At 45.9% G+C, this 16,678-nt stretch carries 14 protein-coding genes; all 14 read left to right on the top strand.

Going from position 1 to position 16,678, the window contains the following annotated elements; all coding sequences use genetic code 11:
- Positions 1 to 40: 40 nt before the first annotated feature.
- The 14 genes from CS562_RS02055 to nusA all read left to right on the top strand — a co-directional run bounded on the left by CS562_RS02055 (position 41) and on the right by nusA (position 16,658).
- Positions 41 to 613: a hypothetical protein gene (locus CS562_RS02055; protein WP_099853268.1), complete on the top strand. Its 573-nt coding sequence runs from the start codon at positions 41 to 43 to the stop codon at positions 611 to 613.
- Positions 614 to 616: 3 nt separating this feature from the next.
- Positions 617 to 1,249 carry an endolytic transglycosylase MltG gene (locus CS562_RS02050; protein ID WP_099853266.1) on the top strand — a complete coding sequence of 211 codons (633 nt, stop codon included), beginning with the start codon at positions 617 to 619 and terminating at the stop codon, positions 1,247 to 1,249.
- 240 nt (positions 1,250 to 1,489) lie between these two features.
- Positions 1,490 to 2,188 (top strand): 30S ribosomal protein S2, encoded by a 699-nt coding sequence (rpsB, locus tag CS562_RS02045; RefSeq protein ID WP_024630243.1) that lies wholly within the window; start codon positions 1,490 to 1,492, stop codon positions 2,186 to 2,188.
- Between the two features lie 116 nt (positions 2,189 to 2,304).
- On the top strand, positions 2,305 to 2,955 hold the full coding sequence (gene tsf, locus CS562_RS02040) for a translation elongation factor Ts (RefSeq protein ID WP_062326078.1): 651 nt from the start codon (positions 2,305 to 2,307) through the stop codon (positions 2,953 to 2,955).
- Between the two features lie 229 nt (positions 2,956 to 3,184).
- On the top strand, positions 3,185 to 3,913 hold the full coding sequence (gene pyrH, locus CS562_RS02035; protein ID WP_024630245.1) for a UMP kinase: 729 nt from the start codon (positions 3,185 to 3,187) through the stop codon (positions 3,911 to 3,913).
- A complete protein-coding gene (gene frr, locus CS562_RS02030) occupies positions 3,913 to 4,467 on the top strand; it encodes a ribosome recycling factor (RefSeq protein ID WP_024630246.1) in 555 nt (184 codons plus the stop codon). Before pyrH ends, frr begins: the two co-directional genes overlap by 1 nt.
- A gap of 89 nt (positions 4,468 to 4,556) precedes the next feature.
- Positions 4,557 to 5,324 carry an undecaprenyl pyrophosphate synthase gene (locus CS562_RS02025; protein WP_063566384.1) on the top strand — a complete coding sequence of 256 codons (768 nt, stop codon included), beginning with the start codon at positions 4,557 to 4,559 and terminating at the stop codon, positions 5,322 to 5,324.
- A gap of 16 nt (positions 5,325 to 5,340) precedes the next feature.
- A complete protein-coding gene (locus tag CS562_RS02020; protein WP_099853263.1) occupies positions 5,341 to 6,135 on the top strand; it encodes a phosphatidate cytidylyltransferase in 795 nt (264 codons plus the stop codon).
- A gap of 67 nt (positions 6,136 to 6,202) precedes the next feature.
- Positions 6,203 to 7,342 (top strand): 1-deoxy-D-xylulose-5-phosphate reductoisomerase, encoded by a 1,140-nt coding sequence (locus tag CS562_RS02015; RefSeq protein WP_076289525.1) that lies wholly within the window; start codon positions 6,203 to 6,205, stop codon positions 7,340 to 7,342.
- Between the two features lie 113 nt (positions 7,343 to 7,455).
- On the top strand, positions 7,456 to 8,727 hold the full coding sequence (rseP, locus tag CS562_RS02010) for an RIP metalloprotease RseP (RefSeq protein WP_076289526.1): 1,272 nt from the start codon (positions 7,456 to 7,458) through the stop codon (positions 8,725 to 8,727).
- A 62-nt stretch (positions 8,728 to 8,789) separates the two neighbouring features.
- Entirely contained in the window at positions 8,790 to 10,244 is a 1,455-nt protein-coding gene (gene proS / locus CS562_RS02005) for a proline--tRNA ligase (protein WP_076289527.1), read from the top strand.
- Positions 10,245 to 10,396: 152 nt separating this feature from the next.
- Positions 10,397 to 14,716: a PolC-type DNA polymerase III gene (locus tag CS562_RS02000; RefSeq protein ID WP_076289528.1), complete on the top strand. Its 4,320-nt coding sequence runs from the start codon at positions 10,397 to 10,399 to the stop codon at positions 14,714 to 14,716.
- 259 nt (positions 14,717 to 14,975) lie between these two features.
- Positions 14,976 to 15,437 carry a ribosome maturation factor RimP gene (gene rimP / locus CS562_RS01995; RefSeq protein WP_062326086.1) on the top strand — a complete coding sequence of 154 codons (462 nt, stop codon included), beginning with the start codon at positions 14,976 to 14,978 and terminating at the stop codon, positions 15,435 to 15,437.
- Between the two features lie 123 nt (positions 15,438 to 15,560).
- Complete coding sequence (gene nusA / locus CS562_RS01990; protein WP_062326087.1) at positions 15,561 to 16,658, top strand: transcription termination factor NusA; 1,098 nt, start codon at positions 15,561 to 15,563, stop codon at positions 16,656 to 16,658.
- The last annotated feature ends 20 nt before the right edge of the window (positions 16,659 to 16,678 follow it).

The raw sequence follows: 16,678 nt of genomic DNA, 5'->3' as shown, positions 1-16,678 counted from the left end.
CTTAAACACCGATGGCTGCATTAAAAGGAGAGAACCCAATTTGTCACCATGGATCATTATTGTCATATTAGGAGCCTGCGCAATAGCATATGCGCTTATCATGCCCAAGAAAAATAAAGTGCAGGAGCCTGGGCATCACCTGGTGCAAGAGATGGAATCTACGCTTGAACATTATATGGCTGAGATAGAGAACGATAATGATGCTCTCATTCAGCGTGTTGCTGAAATGAAGGGTGAGGCGACGGCGGCAGATCAGCGTATGCAGTCACAGCTTCAGGAATTACAGCGGAGGCTGGATCAACTGGAAGAAAGTAAAACGATAAAAACAGACATACCCTCCAATATAATTCCGGTACATAGCACAAGCGGATTGCAAGCACAGGCGCTTGTAGACAGTGTGCGAGCAGATTCGGCCCAACAGGTGTCAGAAGCAGAACAGCAGGCCGCTGTACAAGAACCTAAACCTGTACGTGAATCCATTAAGGACCGATATGCAGAGCTGTTTAATCTACATGCTGAAGGAAAGTCAGTGGATGCCATTGCCAAGCAGACAGGCATACAACGTGGAGAAATACAGCTGATTTTACAGCTGGCAGAACGGGAGGAGAGCTAACAGATGGACAAGCGCTCCTTATGGATTGGACTTGGAAGTGGCATGATTGTTGGTGCAGTATTGCTGCAGCTTGCAACGGTTGGACAAAACGCACTGTCTGAGAGTAATCTCGACCCTGAGTTGGCTACGGCCAATCTGACAATGGAACAGCTTGAAGCAGCTGCAAAGAGCATGGACATGAAGCTTGTAGCTTCTGATGATGAGTTGTTTACAGAAGCTGAGTGGGTAGCGAAGAAGAAACAAGAAGGCAGTGAACTACAGGGGAAAACGGCAACGGCACCTGAAGCGGCAGAATCAGCTGTGAAACCGGAGCAACCTGACGATCCAAAGCAACCTGTCACTAATGAAAGCGACAAACAGGACGAAGTCGATCAGCCAAAAACGACCGAACCGTCAAGTCCTAACAGTCCCGAAGCTGCGGCTACTGTATCGTTCAGAGTACGTTCAGGCAATAGTCTGGCCATCGTGGCCGGGAATCTGGAGAAAGCCGGGATTGTCGATAGTGCACAAGCTTTCATAAAGGCAGGCAGAGCAGAGCGAATTAACACTAAAATACAAGTTGGTACCTATGACTTGGAAAAAGGCGAAAGTTTCAAATCCATTATTGCCAAGATTACAAAAGAACCGTCAAACTGAGTGCGCTCAGGCAGGGCGGTTTTTTTGTATAAATAATGACAAGTTCTGTATCGCTATGAAGGAACGGAAATTTGCTTTGAAAGACTGTTGCATCAGGCAATCAGTTATGATATATTAGATAACGGTGTTAAAACACACGCATGTGCTAATTTTGTTGAGGGTGCTTTCCTGATGGAGAGTCTTGGCGAAAAATGATGCCGGCGGAGGACACAATAAAACCATATTAGGAGGTGTGTGAAGATGGCAGTAATCTCCATGAAGCAGCTTCTCGAAGCTGGGGTACACTTCGGTCACCAAACTCGTCGTTGGAACCCAAAAATGGATCGTTATATCTTCACTGAAAGAAACGGAATTTATATCATTGACTTGCAAAAGACAGTGAAAAAAGTCGAAGAGGCTTACAACTTCGTTAAAGGAATCGCAGGAGAGAATGGTACAATTCTTTTCGTGGGTACTAAGAAACAAGCTCAAGATTCAGTTAAAGAAGAAGCTGAACGCGCTGGTCAATTCTACATTAACCAACGTTGGCTCGGCGGTACCCTGACTAACTTCTCAACTATTCAAAAACGTATTGATCGTTTGAAACAGTTGGAAGCTTGGGAAGAAGACGGTACTTTCGCTGTATTGCCTAAAAAAGAAGTAATCTTGCTTCGCAAAGAGAAAGATCGTCTGGAGAAATTCCTCGGCGGTATTAAAAATATGAAAGGCCTGCCAAGCGCCCTGTTCATCATCGATCCACGCAAAGAGCGTATCGCTGTTGCGGAAGCTCGCAAATTGGGTATTCCAATTGTAGGTATCGTTGATACTAACTGCGATCCGGACGAGATCGATTATGTTATCCCGGGTAATGACGACGCAATCCGCGCCGTTAAGCTGTTGACAGGTAAAATGGCTGATGCCGTTATCGAAGCTAACCAAGGCGAAGAAACTTCCGCTTAATAGATTCGAACATATCTAATGAATTAAATGAAAAGGGTGGTTGGTAGGTGGATAACCTCTCACTGCCCTTTTTTTAGAGTGTACTTACAATTACTTATTTTTGGAGGGAATTAATAATGGCAGTTAATGCGAGTGCAGTAAAAGAACTCCGTGAAAAAACGGGCGCAGGTATGCTCGATTGCAAAAAAGCACTGGAAGAAGCAAACGGTGACATCACGAAAGCAGCTGAATTGCTGCGTGAAAAAGGGCTTTCAGCAGCAGCAAGCAAAGCTGGCCGTGCAGCAACTGAAGGCGTTGTAGAATCTTATATCCACGCTGGTGGCCGTATTGGTGTACTGGTAGAAGTGAACTGTGAAACTGACTTTGTTGGTAAAACAGATCAATTCAAAGATTTCGTTAAGGACATCGCTATGCAAATCGCAGCAGCGAGCCCGAAATTTGTTACTCGTGAAGAAGTTCCTACAGAAGAGCTGGAAAAAGAGAAAGAAATTCTGAAAGCTCAAGCTCTGAACGAAGGCAAACCAGAAAAAATCGTTGAGAAAATGGTTGAAGGCCGTATCGGTAAATATTACGAAGAATTCTGCCTGTTGGAGCAAACCTTTGTTAAAGATCCTGACAAAACGATCTCCCAACTGCTGAACGAAAAAATCAGCCAAATCGGTGAAAATATCTCCATCCGTCGTTTCGTTCGTTATGAACTGGGTGAAGGTCTTGAGAAAAAAGTAGACAACTTCGTAGAAGAAGTTATGTCCCAAGTGAACAAATAAGACGGTTTTTAAACCGGCAAGCAGGAATGATTTTCGAAGATATAAGAATGATGAAACTTCGAAGCGCTACTCCCTTATATCCCAGGAAAACTATGCCTTACCGGTTGAACGTTTTTCCTAAAAGAGCGGAACACAACTGTGTTCCTTTCTTTTTAAGCAGGAGGTCATGCGCGAGAAGTTTTGTTGGTTGAACGCCGGAGGTGTTCAATTCAAAGTGGAGGGTGAATAATTGGAACAGCCAGTATTTAAACGTGTTGTCTTAAAGGTCAGCGGAGAGTCTCTTTCCGGTCAAAATGGCTACGGTATTGATGCAGAGACGATCTCGTCGATTGCCCAGCAAGTAAAAGAAGTAGTTGAACTAGGTGTACAGGTTGCTATCGTGTGCGGCGGCGGAAACATCTGGCGCGGAATTGCCGGTAGCGAAAACGGCATCGATAGAGCAACTGCCGATTATATGGGGATGCTGGCGACGGTTATGAACTCGCTCGCCCTGCAAGATGCACTGGAACAGATTGAAGTGCCTACTCGCGTACAGACATCGATTGCCATGCAACAAATTGCGGAGCCTTATATTCGTCGTAGAGCTATCCGTCATCTGGAGAAAGGCCGGGTCGTTATTTTTGCAGCAGGTACAGGTAACCCGTTCTTCTCCACCGATACAACAGCAGCACTGCGCGCAGCAGAGATCGAAGCAGAAGTCATCTTAATGGCCAAAAATAAAGTTGATGGTGTATACTCAGCAGATCCGTTTAAAGACAGCACAGCTGTCAAGTTTGATCAGTTGACTTACATGGATATACTTAACAAAGATCTTGGTGTAATGGACTCAACGGCGTCCTCGCTGTGTAAGGACAACAACATTCCGTTGATCGTATTTGCCATTACGGAACAAGGTAACATCAAACGTGTTGTTCTTGGTGAACGCATCGGGACAATCGTTAAAGGGAGTGTAGATTAATGCCACAAGCGGTTAAAAAACATGCCGAAGAACGTATGGATAAAGCGATTCAAGCGTTACGACGTGATCTTGCCACTTTGCGTGCAGGTCGTGCAACTCCGGCTCTTCTCGACCGGATTCAAGTAGAGTATTACGGTGCAATGACTCCGCTCAACCAATTGGCTAATATCAGTACACCGGATTCCCGGACACTGATGATCCAGCCGTGGGATAAATCCTCCATGGGGGATATTGAGCGTGCAATTATGAAATCGGATCTTGGCCTTACGCCAGCGAACGACGGAACTATGATTCGTCTGTCCATTCCGGCACTTACGGAAGAACGCAGACAAGAACTTGTGAAGTTGACGAAAAAGTTCGGTGAAGAAGGCAAAGTAGCCATTCGTAATATTCGCCGTGATGCGAATGATGATATTAAAAAAATGGAGAAGTCAGACATTTCCGAGGACGAGTCCCGGAGACATCAAGACGACATCCAAAAATCGACCGATAAGTTTATTGCTGAAGTCGATAAGGTACTCGCTGCCAAAGAAAAAGAAATCATGGAAGTGTAAGACAAGCGCAGCCCCTCCAATACGGTGGGGTTTTGTCTCTTTTTCCAAGCTTCAGGTGAAGAAACTTCAGGGATTTTGGAGGAACAGGAATGATCAAACGGGTTCGGTCGTGGTGGAATGGGGCTGACAAGCAGGAAACGCTGACTATATCCGAGGATAATATCCCGCAGCACGTCGCCATCATTATGGACGGCAATGGACGATGGGCGAAACGTTTGGGTCTCCCACGAATAGCTGGCCACCAGAATGGGATGAAGGCGGTCAAACGTGCGACCATCGCGGCGGATGAACTGGGCATCAAATATCTGACGATGTACGCTTTTTCGACAGAAAACTGGACGCGTCCAAAAGAAGAAGTGGATTTTCTGATGCGGCTTCCGCAAGAATTTTTGGCGATAGAGCTGGATGAGCTTATAGAAAAAAATGTACGCATCCGTATGATGGGCCAGGAAGAACATTTGCCTTCCCATACCATTAATGCTTTGCGTGAAGCTATTCGTCTTACGGAACATAACACAGGGCTTGTTTTAAATTTTGCAATGAACTACGGAAGTCGTCGCGAAATGACGGACTGTGTCAAACAGATCGCTCTGCAGGTAAAGTCGGGGGAACTATCGGCAGACGACATTACGCCTGAACTCATTGACAGACATATGCTCACTGGGGATATGCCTGATCCGGATTTGCTGATCCGGACGAGCGGAGAGTTGAGATTAAGCAATTTCATGCTTTGGCAGCTCGCATATAGCGAATTATGGTTTACGGATATATACTGGCCCGAATTTGGCAAAAAGCATTTGCTTGAAGCAGTAGCCGAATATCAGCGCAGAACAAGGCGTTACGGCGGTTTGAAATAGATGGAGGATGAAGCCGTTGAAACAGCGATTAACGACAGGAATCATAGCAGGTGTGTTGTTTTTGGGTTTTTGCATGCTGGGCGGACCCTGGTACCATGGCTTGGTATTGCTCATGGCTCTCATCGGTTATTATGAATTTGTTAAAATGACCGGGGTACAGCCTTTTTCGGGTGTAGCCCTAATTGGTTATGCAGGTATCTTTGCGATTGTGTTTCCTTGGGAAATGATTTGGGAAGCTAGACCACTAACGTTATTCCAGATCGGATGGCTTGTGATGCTTGTATTAATGACTGCCTCTGTGGTAACTAAAAACAAGATTCCTGTAAACACTGTTGCCATGCTCTTTCTGGGAGTAATGTATATTGGAATCGGTTTTTATTACATCGCGGAATCCAGACATTTGCATCATGGGTTGTTCTGGACGTTTCTGCTTCTGGGCTCCATATGGGCAAGTGATGCAGGTGCCTATTTTGTAGGGAAACTTATCGGGAAGAACAAACTTTGGCCGTCGATCAGTCCTAATAAAACGGTGGAAGGTGCACTGGGTGGTATTGTGATCGCTGTAATCACTTCTGTTGTTTTTGCATTGGTGTCAGACGGCTTGTTGTCTTGGCAAAGAGCGGTATGGATTGGGATTGCATGTGCGATTGTAGGACAAATGGGAGATCTGATTCAATCTGCTTACAAACGTGTGTATAACATCAAAGATTCCGGCACTTTGCTCCCGGGGCATGGCGGTATTCTGGATCGATGCGACAGCTGGATTGTCGTTTTTCCATTCGTACATATACTAATGCTTCTGCCCTATTAAAAATGAGCACAAGCCATATGACGAACTATTCGTCATAGGCTTTGGATAAATAAAGATGAGGTGCAGCATGAAAAAAATTGCGATTCTTGGGTCAACCGGTTCCATTGGAACTCAGACACTGGATGTAGTCGATATGCATCCCGAACGCTTTCAAGTAGAGGGACTGGCTGCTGGGAGCAATATAGAGTTGCTGATTGAGCAAGCGAAGCGTTATCGACCCAAAAAGGTATCAGTTGGCTCAAAGGAGCTAGCAGAGACAGTGGCACCGCACTTACCTATCGAAACACAGCTTTTTTATGGCAAAGAAGGACTGGTGGAAGTCGCTGCCGGAACGGAAGCAGATACGGTTGTCACTGCTGTAATGGGGAGTGTTGGGCTTGAGTCGACCCTGGCTGCTATTGATGCAGGTAAACAGATTGGGCTGGCTAACAAAGAGACGCTAATTACAGCGGGACATATTGTTACTGCCAGAGCGGCTGCGAAAGGGGTACCGATTCTGCCTGTGGATAGTGAGCACTCGGCTATCTTCCAATGCTTGAATGGAGAACCTCGTGAACGCGTGATGGGAATTACACTTACGGCTTCTGGAGGATCATTCCGTGATTTGACTCGTGAACAGCTGAAGGAAGTTACCGTAGAAGATGCACTCAAACATCCCAACTGGTCGATGGGGTCGAAGATTACGATAGACTCGGCGACGATGGTGAATAAAGGGCTGGAAGTTATTGAAGCGCATTGGCTGTTTGGACTAAGTTATGATCAGATTGATGTGTTGCTTCACCCGGAGAGCATCATTCATTCCTACGTGGAGTTTAATGATACAAGCATTATTGCCCAGCTTGGTAATCCGGACATGCGTGTTCCCATTCAGTATGCACTGACCTATCCTGACCGCTTACCATCGCCTTCACAACGTCTATCCCTAACACAAGTGGGCAAGCTGCATTTCCGTGAGATGGATATGGAACGGTTCCCTTGTTTAAGAATGGCATACGAGTGTGGTAAAATGGGAGGAACCGCAGCAACGGCGTTTAATGCAGCCAACGAGGTTGCTGTAGCACGTTTCTTGCGTAAAGAGATTTCGTTCCTTAAAATAGAGGATATTATTGCTTCTGTGCTGGAGGCACACCGCAATGTGGACGAGCCTGATCTGGAGGAAATCGCAAGATGTGATCAGGAGAGCCGTCAACTTGCGTTCAGTCTGTAATCTCTTTTTTCAAGATAAAATGGAAGAAGTGATTCTCTTGTGCGGCATCAGAGAATAATGATAATCTAAAGGGACAGACTGCGGTTCGTGCCGTGAAGGAGGATGGATAGGGATTGGAAACCATACAAGTGGTATTTCTAACGGTGCTCATGTTCTTTGTCATCGTGACGGTTCATGAATGGGGACATTATTATTTTGCCAAACGCGCCGGTATTCTTGTACGGGAATTTGCGATCGGTTTTGGTCCCAAATTGTTCTCATATAAAAGAAACGAGACCCAGTTCACACTGCGTCTGCTGCCTTTTGGCGGGTATGCACGTATGGCTGGGGAAGATCCGGAACTGGTAGAAATTCAAGAAGGTCAGACCATTGCGGTAAGATCAGCTGATGACCAAGTCAAAATGATCTACCTCGATCAATTGGATAATCGCAAAAATGTAATTCGAGGTGAAGTCATCTCCATTGATATGGAGAATGCACTGAAATTGCAACTCGATGTGGATGGCGAAATTCAGCAGTACCGGATTCATCCGCAAGCGATGTTGGTGAGTCGGGGCAAACAAACCCAAATTGCACCTAAAGATCGTCAATTCGGCAGTAAAACGGTTGGTCAGCGGGCAATGGCGATTTTTGCCGGACCACTCATGAATTTCATCCTGGCATTTGTTTTATTTGCAGTCTATGCACAAATGGCTGGGGTTCCAGTTGAGAATCCGAAAAATCTGGAAATTGGCGAAGTGCTTGAAGGTGGAGCTGCCTACCAAGCGAACCTGCAAAAGGGAGATATCATTGAGACAATCAATGGTACGGCCATCGGCACGGATTCGCAAAAAATGGTGAGCATGATAGCTGATTCCAAAGACAAGCCGATGGAATGGACACTGCGCCGGGGGAATGAAACGTTTAATATTACGATCACACCTCGCGCGGTAGAAGGCCAGGAAGGCGGTAAAGTTGGTATTGTACCTACCCTGCCAACTCGTTCTGTTGGATTCGTGGAAACATTTAAAGTGTCCGGAGTAGCTATGGTAGATACGACCAGAGTAATCTTTGAAGGATTCAGACATCTCATTAATCAATTTAACATGGACGATATCGGTGGTCCGGTGCGTACGTTTGAGGTTACGGGCCAGATTGCAAAACAGGGTATTGAGCAATTAACCAGATGGGCTGCCATTTTGAGCCTTTATCTCGGTATCTTCAACCTGTTGCCTATCCCTGCGCTTGACGGTAGCCGTTTGGTTTTCCTGGGGATTGAGGCGCTTCGTGGCAGACCTGTTGATCCGAACCGGGAAGGTATGGTTCATTTTGTCGGCTTCGCCATGTTGTTTGTACTGATGCTGGCAGTAACATATAATGATATATTACGATTAATTAACGGATAATTATGGTTTGACTACGCTCTGTTTATTCAGAGATAGTCGTAATGGGAGGACGCTGGAGTCTTATGTCAAAGGAAAATGATAAACAGTTCGTGACTGAAATTACACCTCAGGGCGAGGATTTCTCACGCTGGTACATTGATGTTATTAAAAAAGCTGATCTCATGGACTATGCACCCGTACGCGGTTGTATTGTTTTCAAACCAGACGGATTTGAGATCTGGGAACATATTAAGGATGAGTTGGATCGTCGTTTCCGTGAAACGGGCCATCGCAATGCTTACTTCCCGATGTTCATTCCTGAGAGCTTTTTCCAAAAAGAAAAAGAACATGTTGAAGGCTTCAATCCCGAATTGCCTTGGGTTACGGAAGCTGGGGGAGAGAAGCTGGAAGAACGTCTGGCAATCCGTCCTACATCCGAAACGATTATTGGTCACATGTATTCCAAGTGGATTCAGTCTTATCGGGATCTTCCGGTATTGATCAACCAGTGGGCTAACGTAGTCCGTTGGGAAAAAAGAACGTTGCCTTTCCTTCGCACAAGTGAGTTCCTGTGGCAGGAAGGTCACACTGCGCATGAGACCGAAGAAGAAGCACGTGAAGAAACAATGAAGATGCTTCAGATTTATCGTGAAGTGGTTGAAGAGTATTTGGCTATTCCGGTAATTGTAGGTCAGAAAACCAAATCCGAGAAGTTTGCGGGTGCGGTGGATACGTACTCGATCGAAGCCATGATGAAGGATGGACGTGCTGTACAAGCAGGTACATCACACTACATGGGAACTAACTTTGCAAAAGCATTTGAAATTCAGTATCTTAGCCGTAATAATGTGCTGGAGCTGGCTTACACCACTTCATGGGGGGTAAGCACACGTTTAATCGGTGCGTTAATTATGGTTCACGGAGATGACCGTGGTCTGGTTCTTCCTCCTAAAGTTGCACCAACGCAAGTGGTTATGATTCCAATTGGACCGCCAAAAACACGTGATGCCGTTGTAGGCCGTGCGGACGAGTTGTTCGCTGAACTGAAACAAGCGGGAATTCGTGTGAAAATGGATGATCGCAGTGATGTTCGTCCAGGCTGGAAATTCAACGAATATGAGATGCGTGGTGTTCCGATTCGTCTCGAAATTGGTCCGCGTGATATGGAGAACGGTGTATGTGTTCTCGTTTCCCGGATTACTGGAGAGAAGAAAGTCGTTGAACAAGCAAATCTGGTGGAAGAAATCCAGACTATGCTGACTCAAGTGCAAGCCGATATGCTGCAACGTGCTCGCACGTTTATGTCGGACAACTTCTACTCTGTAGATACGCTTGATGAGATGAAGGAATTGATGGAAAACAAACGTGGGTTCACACTGGCTGGATGGTGCGGTTCTGAAGCTTGCGAAGATAAAGTAAGAGAAGTAACAGGTGCAACAAGCCGGAACATTCCGTTCCAGCCTGCGGAAGAAAAGCATACGTGCCTGGCTTGTGGTGAAGAGGCGAAACACACGGTAGTGTTTGCAAGAGCGTACTAAGTCAGGATAACCTGACTAACGGCACTTATTCACCGTAAGAGTAAGGAATGGAGAGCTTCTGTCGGATAAAATGAGTCGGTGCGGGTTCGGATCGGGGACATTTTTGAATGCAGAGGCTTTTCCTGTTTTAAGGGGGTACAAGGAGGAACACGATGAGTGGATTCGAGGAGAAGAGAAAACGGTTTGAGTTGTTGATGAAACAGACGGAACTTCCGGCTGGTCTAATAGAGCCCTACTTTTTGGATGGATGGATTGAACGGGTGGAGACAAGCCGTAGCAACCGCGACTGGACTATTGTGATTGCAAAAGATACCTTGGTTCCTGCTCCAATCTATCGAACATTTTGCCTGCACATTCAGGAGAAAATGAATCACATTTCCAAGATCACGTTTGGTTTCAAATATAGTGATCAGGTCGAGATTGGTGATATTGTCAGTGAGTATTGGAACTTGTTCCTTGAATGGGTTACAAGGGAAATTCCATCTGTTAATGGTTGGATGAACCGCACCAAGTTCGAATGTGAAGCAGATCTGCTGCAATTGACCATGAGTGATGCCATGTCGATGGAGCTTGCGAAGAAGAAACAGATCGATCAAGCTATAACTACTTTTTATGATAAGTATTTTCAACTGCCCTTGCGGGTCAAATTGCTGGTTGGTGAGGTTGAAAGCAACAAAGAGGCGATGGAACAATTCCAGCTCAAGAAGCGGGAAGAAGAGCTTCAAGTTATTGAGCAGATGATGAGTGAAGTGGACTCGGAAATGCCTGAAGAGGAAGAACAGGGCGATGTTCGTTTACAGATGGGATATGATATCAAGGAACCACCTGTACCTATGCAGGAAATTCAGGATGAAGAGAAAAAGGTTACGTTGCAGGGAACGGTCTTCGGTCTGGATCGCAAGGAGTTGCGGAACGGGAATACGTTGTTTACTTTTTATCTGACGGATTTCACGGATTCCATGCAAATGAAGATGTTTGCCAAAACAAAAGAGGATGTCAAAATCCTGAGCTTGCTGGCCAATGGAAAATGGGTGAAAGTGCGTGGCCGTGTAGAATACGACCGGTTTATGCAAATTCCGGAACTTGCCATGATTCCTTCAGATTTGGTTGAAGTAAAGGCACCGCCATCCCGTAAGGATAATGCAGCTGAGAAACGGGTTGAGTTCCATCTGCACTCCACAATGAGTACAATGGATGCCGTAACTTCGATCGACAAATACGTAAAGACTGCAGCGGAATGGGGACACAAGGCAATCGCAGTAAGTGATCATGGCGGTGTGCAGGTGTATCCGGAGGCGTCCAAAGCTGCCAAGAAAAACGGAATTAAAATGATCTACGGCCTTGAGGCTAATGTGGTGAATGATTCGGTTGCTGTTGTTATGGCACCACAGCCGTTGGAACTCAAATCAGCGACATATATCGTGTTTGATATTGAGACCACAGGTCTGTCTGTAACCCAGAACAAGATCATCGAAATTGCGGCAGTGAAGGTAGAGGACGGTAAAGAAATTGACCGCTTTGCTACGTTTGTAAATCCGCATGAGCGCATCCCATATAACATTCAGCAGTTGACTAATATTAACGATGAAATGGTGAAGGATGCACCTGAGCTAGAACCGGTTATTCATGATTTTGTGAAGTTTGCCGGAGATGGCGTACTGGTTGCACATAATGCGCGATTCGATATGGGCTTTATTCAGGCTTCGCTGAAACAGCTTGGCATGCCTGAGCTTCAGAACCCTGTACTCGATACTTTGGAACTGGCACGGTTGTTATATCCAAAAATGAAGAACCACCGTCTGAATACGCTGGCGGATAAATATAAAGTAGCACTGGAAAGTCATCACCGGGCGATTGATGATACGATTGCGCTCGCTGGTATACTGAATGGATTGGTTAATGATGCCGCTCAGATGAAAGGCCTGACCATGCTTGATCGGCTTAATGATTATGTCGGAGTTGATCTTTCAAATACGCGTCCATTCCATTGCGGCATCTATGCTTTGAATGATGTCGGCAAAAAGAATCTCTATAAACTGGTATCACTTTCTCATACAGAGCATTTCAAACGGGTGCCTTGTATTCCAAAATCGAAGCTTATCAATTTGCGTGAAGGTCTCATTATTTTATCGGGTTGTGAAAAAGGCGAGTTTTTCGAGGCTGTGTTGAACAAATCGCTTGAAGAGGCGGAAGAGATAGCGCATTTCTATGACATTCTGGAGATCCAGCCTTTGACAATGTATATGCATTTGGTGGACAAAGGGCTCGTGGCTACGCCAGAGGAATTGAAGCTCGCTGTTCGTAAAGTTGTTGACATTGGTCAAAAATTGGGGAAACCGGTAATAGCCACAGGTAACGTGCATTATCTCGAGCCGCGCGACAAGCTATATCGGGATATCACGATTCACGGAATTACGGGGTTCAGCCCGCTCAAAGATCAACGTAAACCGGATGCTCACCTAAGAACAACGGATGAAATGCTGGAAGAGTTCCAGTACCTGGGCCAAGATAAAGCCTACGAAGTCGTTGTTACGAATACGGTTGAATTGGCGGATCGGTTCGAGGAAATCAAGCTGTTCCCGGACAAGCTGTTCACTCCGATTTTGGAAGGTGCAGACGATGAAATCCGTAATACCTGCTATAATACCGCCAAGTCGATTTATGGTGAGGAACTGCCGGAAGTCATTGTGGCACGATTGGAGAAAGAATTGAACCCAATTATCAAATACGGTTTTTCTGCCAACTATCTGATCTCGGAGCGTTTGGTTAAAAAATCGAATCAGGACGGGTACCTTGTCGGATCACGGGGATCAGTGGGTTCTTCTGTAGTTGCTACTTTCCTGGGGATTTCCGAGGTTAATCCGTTGCCAGCACACTATATTTGTGTGAATCCAGAGTGTAAGCACAGTGAGTGGTTCCTCGACGGAAGTGTGCCGAGTGGATTTGACCTTCCTGAGAAAGAATGTCCTGATTGTGGAGGCCGATTAAAAGGCGAAGGGCAGGATATTCCGTTTGAGACTTTCCTTGGTTTTAAAGGGGACAAAGTTCCCGATATTGACTTGAACTTCTCGGGTGATTATCAGCCGCATGCCCATAACTATACGAAGGTGCTTTTCAGCGAAAAGAGTGTTTTCCGTGCGGGCACAATTGGTACGGTAGCTGAGAAAACAGCATTTGGTTTTGCCAAGAAATATGAGGAAGAACATCATAAGAAATGGCGAGGAGCAGAACTGAACCGCTTGGCCTCCGGTTGTACTGGGGTTAAACGTAGTACAGGACAGCATCCCGGTGGTATTGTTGTTGTACCGGATTATATTGAAGTGGAAGATGTAACGCCTGTGCAATTCCCGGCGGATGACGTTAATGCGGAGTGGAAAACAACACACTTTGACTATCACGCTTTCGAAGAGAACTTGCTAAAACTCGATATTCTGGGGCACGATGATCCAACTATGATGCGGATGCTGCAGGATTTGACAGGTATCGATCCAACGACCATTCCGATGAATGATCCTAAGGTCATGAGCATGTTCAACTCTACCGAAGCACTCGGCGTTACGCCAGAGCAGATTCGTTCACCAGTTGCCACTTTTGGTGTACCAGAGATGGGGACTAAGTTTGTACGTCAGATGCTTATTGAATCCCAGCCTTCGTCTTTTGCCGATCTACTCCAAATCTCCGGATTGTCTCATGGTACGGGGGTATGGCTTGGTAATGCACAAGATCTAATCAAAAATGGAACTTGTAACATCAAAACGGTGATTGGTTGCCGGGATGATATCATGTTGTTCCTGATCTATAAGGCGGGCATGGACGCCAGTCTTGCCTTTAAAATTACGGAGAGTGTGCGTAAGGGACGTGGTTTGCCGCAAGAATGGATTGATGAGATGAAAAATTGCAAGGTGCCGCAATGGTACATTGATTCCTGTCTTAAAATCCAGTACATGTTTCCAAAGGCCCACGCGGCCGCTTATGTTATCTCAGCAGTGCGTACAGCTTTCTTTAAGCTGTATCACCCAATTGAATACTACGCGACATACTTCACAGTTCGTGCCGATGAGTTTGACATTGAACTGGTATGTCAGGGCTATGAGCCCATCTATCGGAAGATCGTAGAGATTGAACAATTAGGTTTCCAGGCACCGCCAAAAGAAAAAAACATGCTGCCTGTCCTTGAGATGGCATTGGAAATGGCAGCACGCGGATTCTCACTCAAGCCGATTGATCTGTATCGTTCGGAAGCAACGAAGTTTATTGTTGACGGAAATTCTCTTATTCCTCCGTTTTCTGCACTGGGGGGAATAGGGGATAATGCTGCACGCAATATCGCTGCGGCAAGAGAGCATGGAGAATTCCTTTCGATTGAAGATTTTCAGCAAAAGTCCAAAGCAAGTAAAACAATTGTTGAGTTGCTGACGGGCATGGGATGCTTCCGCGGTTTGCCGGAAAGCAATCAATTATCCTTGTTCTAAAATGGCATTTTGAGTATCTATTTATGGTCTGTAATGTGATTACGTAAATTTTTCTTCATTAGTGGTTAAAATGGCTGAGTGATCGCTTACTTGTCACTATTACCAGACTATGTTATAATTTTTGAAGTGAACGAGATAGTACGAATTTCTAAAGAGTGGGGAAACCCACTCTTTAGTCTTTGGTATACAAGAATCTTGGGTAATGAAGAAATTGCCAGCCATTATTTGCTGGTGTAACCTAAGTTGGAGGTTATCGGTTTTGAGCACAACGAACATTAAATCTACCGTGGAAGAAATGATCCAACCCTACTTGAACGAACAAGGCTTCGAGCTGGTTGACATCGAATACGTCAAAGAAGGCAGCAACTGGTTTTTACGGGTGTATGTCGACAAAGAGGGTGGCATCGACATCGATGATTGTGTCTTGATCAGCGAAAAGCTAAGCGCCAAGCTGGATGAGAACGATCCGATTCCGACCATCTATTTCCTTGAAGTGTCTTCTCCCGGTGCGGAGCGTCCACTGAAAAAACCGGAGGACGTTGCCAAATCCGTAGGTAAAAACGTATTTGTTACAACCTACGAGCCGGTAAATGGTATAAAGGAATTTGAAGGCAAGCTGCTTTCCTTTGATGACGGGGAACTTGTGATCGAAGCAGGCAAGAAACAGCATGCCATTCTTTATGACAAGGTTGCGAGTGCGCGCCTGGCCATTCTGTTTTAAGTGCCTTGTTCACTTATTAATGAAAAAAGACACATCTCACGATAACGGCAAGGTGCTCATGAGTTTAGAGCCTTTCGCCGTTTTACGTATGAGATGCCATGTTTGAAAGGGGGATCAACATTCATGAGTATGGATTTTATTGAAGCAATGAATGAATTGGAGCGGGAAAAAGGGATCAGCAAGGATGTGCTGTTTGAAGCGATCGAGGCAGCACTCATCTCCAGCTACAAGCGTAATTTCAACACCGCCCAGAATGTGCGTGTTGACATGAACCGTAATACGGGTGTTATCCGGGTGTATGCCCGCAAATTGATCGTGGAAGAAGTCCTGGATTCACGTACCGAAATTTCATTGCCTGCTGCACGAGAGATCAACCCACACTTCCAGCTGGAAGATATTGCGGAGATTGAAGTTACGCCGCGTGATTTCGGACGTATCGCCGCACAAACTGCCAAACAGGTAGTGACCCAGCGGATTCGTGAAGCCGAACGCGGCCTGATCTACAACGCTTTCGTTGATAAGGAAGAAGATATCGTTACGGGAGTGGTGCAGCGTCAGGATTTGCGCAATATCTACATCGATCTGGGCAAAATCGAAGCGGCATTGCCGCTGACCGAATTGATGCCGAACGAGAAGTTTGTTCATGGTGACCGTATTAAAGCTTACATCACCAAGGTCGAGAATACGACCAAAGGGCCGCAAATCATTTTGTCCCGTACACATCCGGGCTTGTTGAAACGTCTCTTTGAACTGGAAGTACCTGAAATTTTTGACGGTGTAGTCGAGATCCGCTCCGTCGCACGTGAAGCGGGCTTCCGCTCCAAAATTGCTGTTCATTCCCGCAATGAGGAAGTTGATCCAGTTGGATCATGTGTAGGTCCTAAGGGAATGCGCGTGCAGACCATTGTGGGTGAGCTGCGCGGTGAAAAAATTGACATCGTTCGTTTCTCCGACCAGGTAGACGAATATGTGGCAAATGCACTTAGTCCTTCCAAAGTATTGGAAGTTCAAGTATTCGAGGAAGAAAAGATGGCTCGGGTTATTGTTCCTGACTATCAGCTGTCCCTCGCCATTGGGATCAAAGGCCAAAATGCCCGATTGGCAGCCAAACTGACCGGCTGGAAAATCGACATTAAGAGCGAGAGCCAGGCGGAACAGGAATTCGGCAGAGAGAAAGATTCTTCTTCGGAAATGCACCAAGATTCCGTCTCCGTCGACTAAAGTAAAGCACGGGGGGGGCG

It is taken from the genome of Paenibacillus sp. LK1 (assembly GCF_002750415.1).
Taxonomy (GTDB): domain Bacteria; phylum Bacillota; class Bacilli; order Paenibacillales; family Paenibacillaceae; genus Paenibacillus; species Paenibacillus taichungensis.
The sequence above is the reverse complement of the archived record's forward strand: the minus strand, read 5'-3'. Positions and strand labels throughout refer to the sequence as shown.

Bases quoted from the DNA above. Each gene is read 5' to 3' on its own strand.
- CS562_RS02050 (WP_099853266.1), top strand. From the start codon at position 617: ATGGACAAGCGCTCCTTATGGATTGGACTTGGAAGTGGCATGATTGTT.
- rpsB (WP_024630243.1), top strand. From the start codon at position 1,490: ATGGCAGTAATCTCCATGAAGCAGCTTCTCGAAGCTGGGGTACACTTC.
- tsf (WP_062326078.1), top strand. From the start codon at position 2,305: ATGGCAGTTAATGCGAGTGCAGTAAAAGAACTCCGTGAAAAAACGGGC.
- frr (WP_024630246.1), top strand. From the start codon at position 3,913: ATGCCACAAGCGGTTAAAAAACATGCCGAAGAACGTATGGATAAAGCG.
- CS562_RS02025 (WP_063566384.1), top strand. From the start codon at position 4,557: ATGATCAAACGGGTTCGGTCGTGGTGGAATGGGGCTGACAAGCAGGAA.
- CS562_RS02015 (WP_076289525.1), top strand. From the start codon at position 6,203: ATGAAAAAAATTGCGATTCTTGGGTCAACCGGTTCCATTGGAACTCAG.
- proS (WP_076289527.1), top strand. From the start codon at position 8,790: ATGTCAAAGGAAAATGATAAACAGTTCGTGACTGAAATTACACCTCAG.
- CS562_RS02000 (WP_076289528.1), top strand. From the start codon at position 10,397: ATGAGTGGATTCGAGGAGAAGAGAAAACGGTTTGAGTTGTTGATGAAA.
- nusA (WP_062326087.1), top strand. From the start codon at position 15,561: ATGAGTATGGATTTTATTGAAGCAATGAATGAATTGGAGCGGGAAAAA.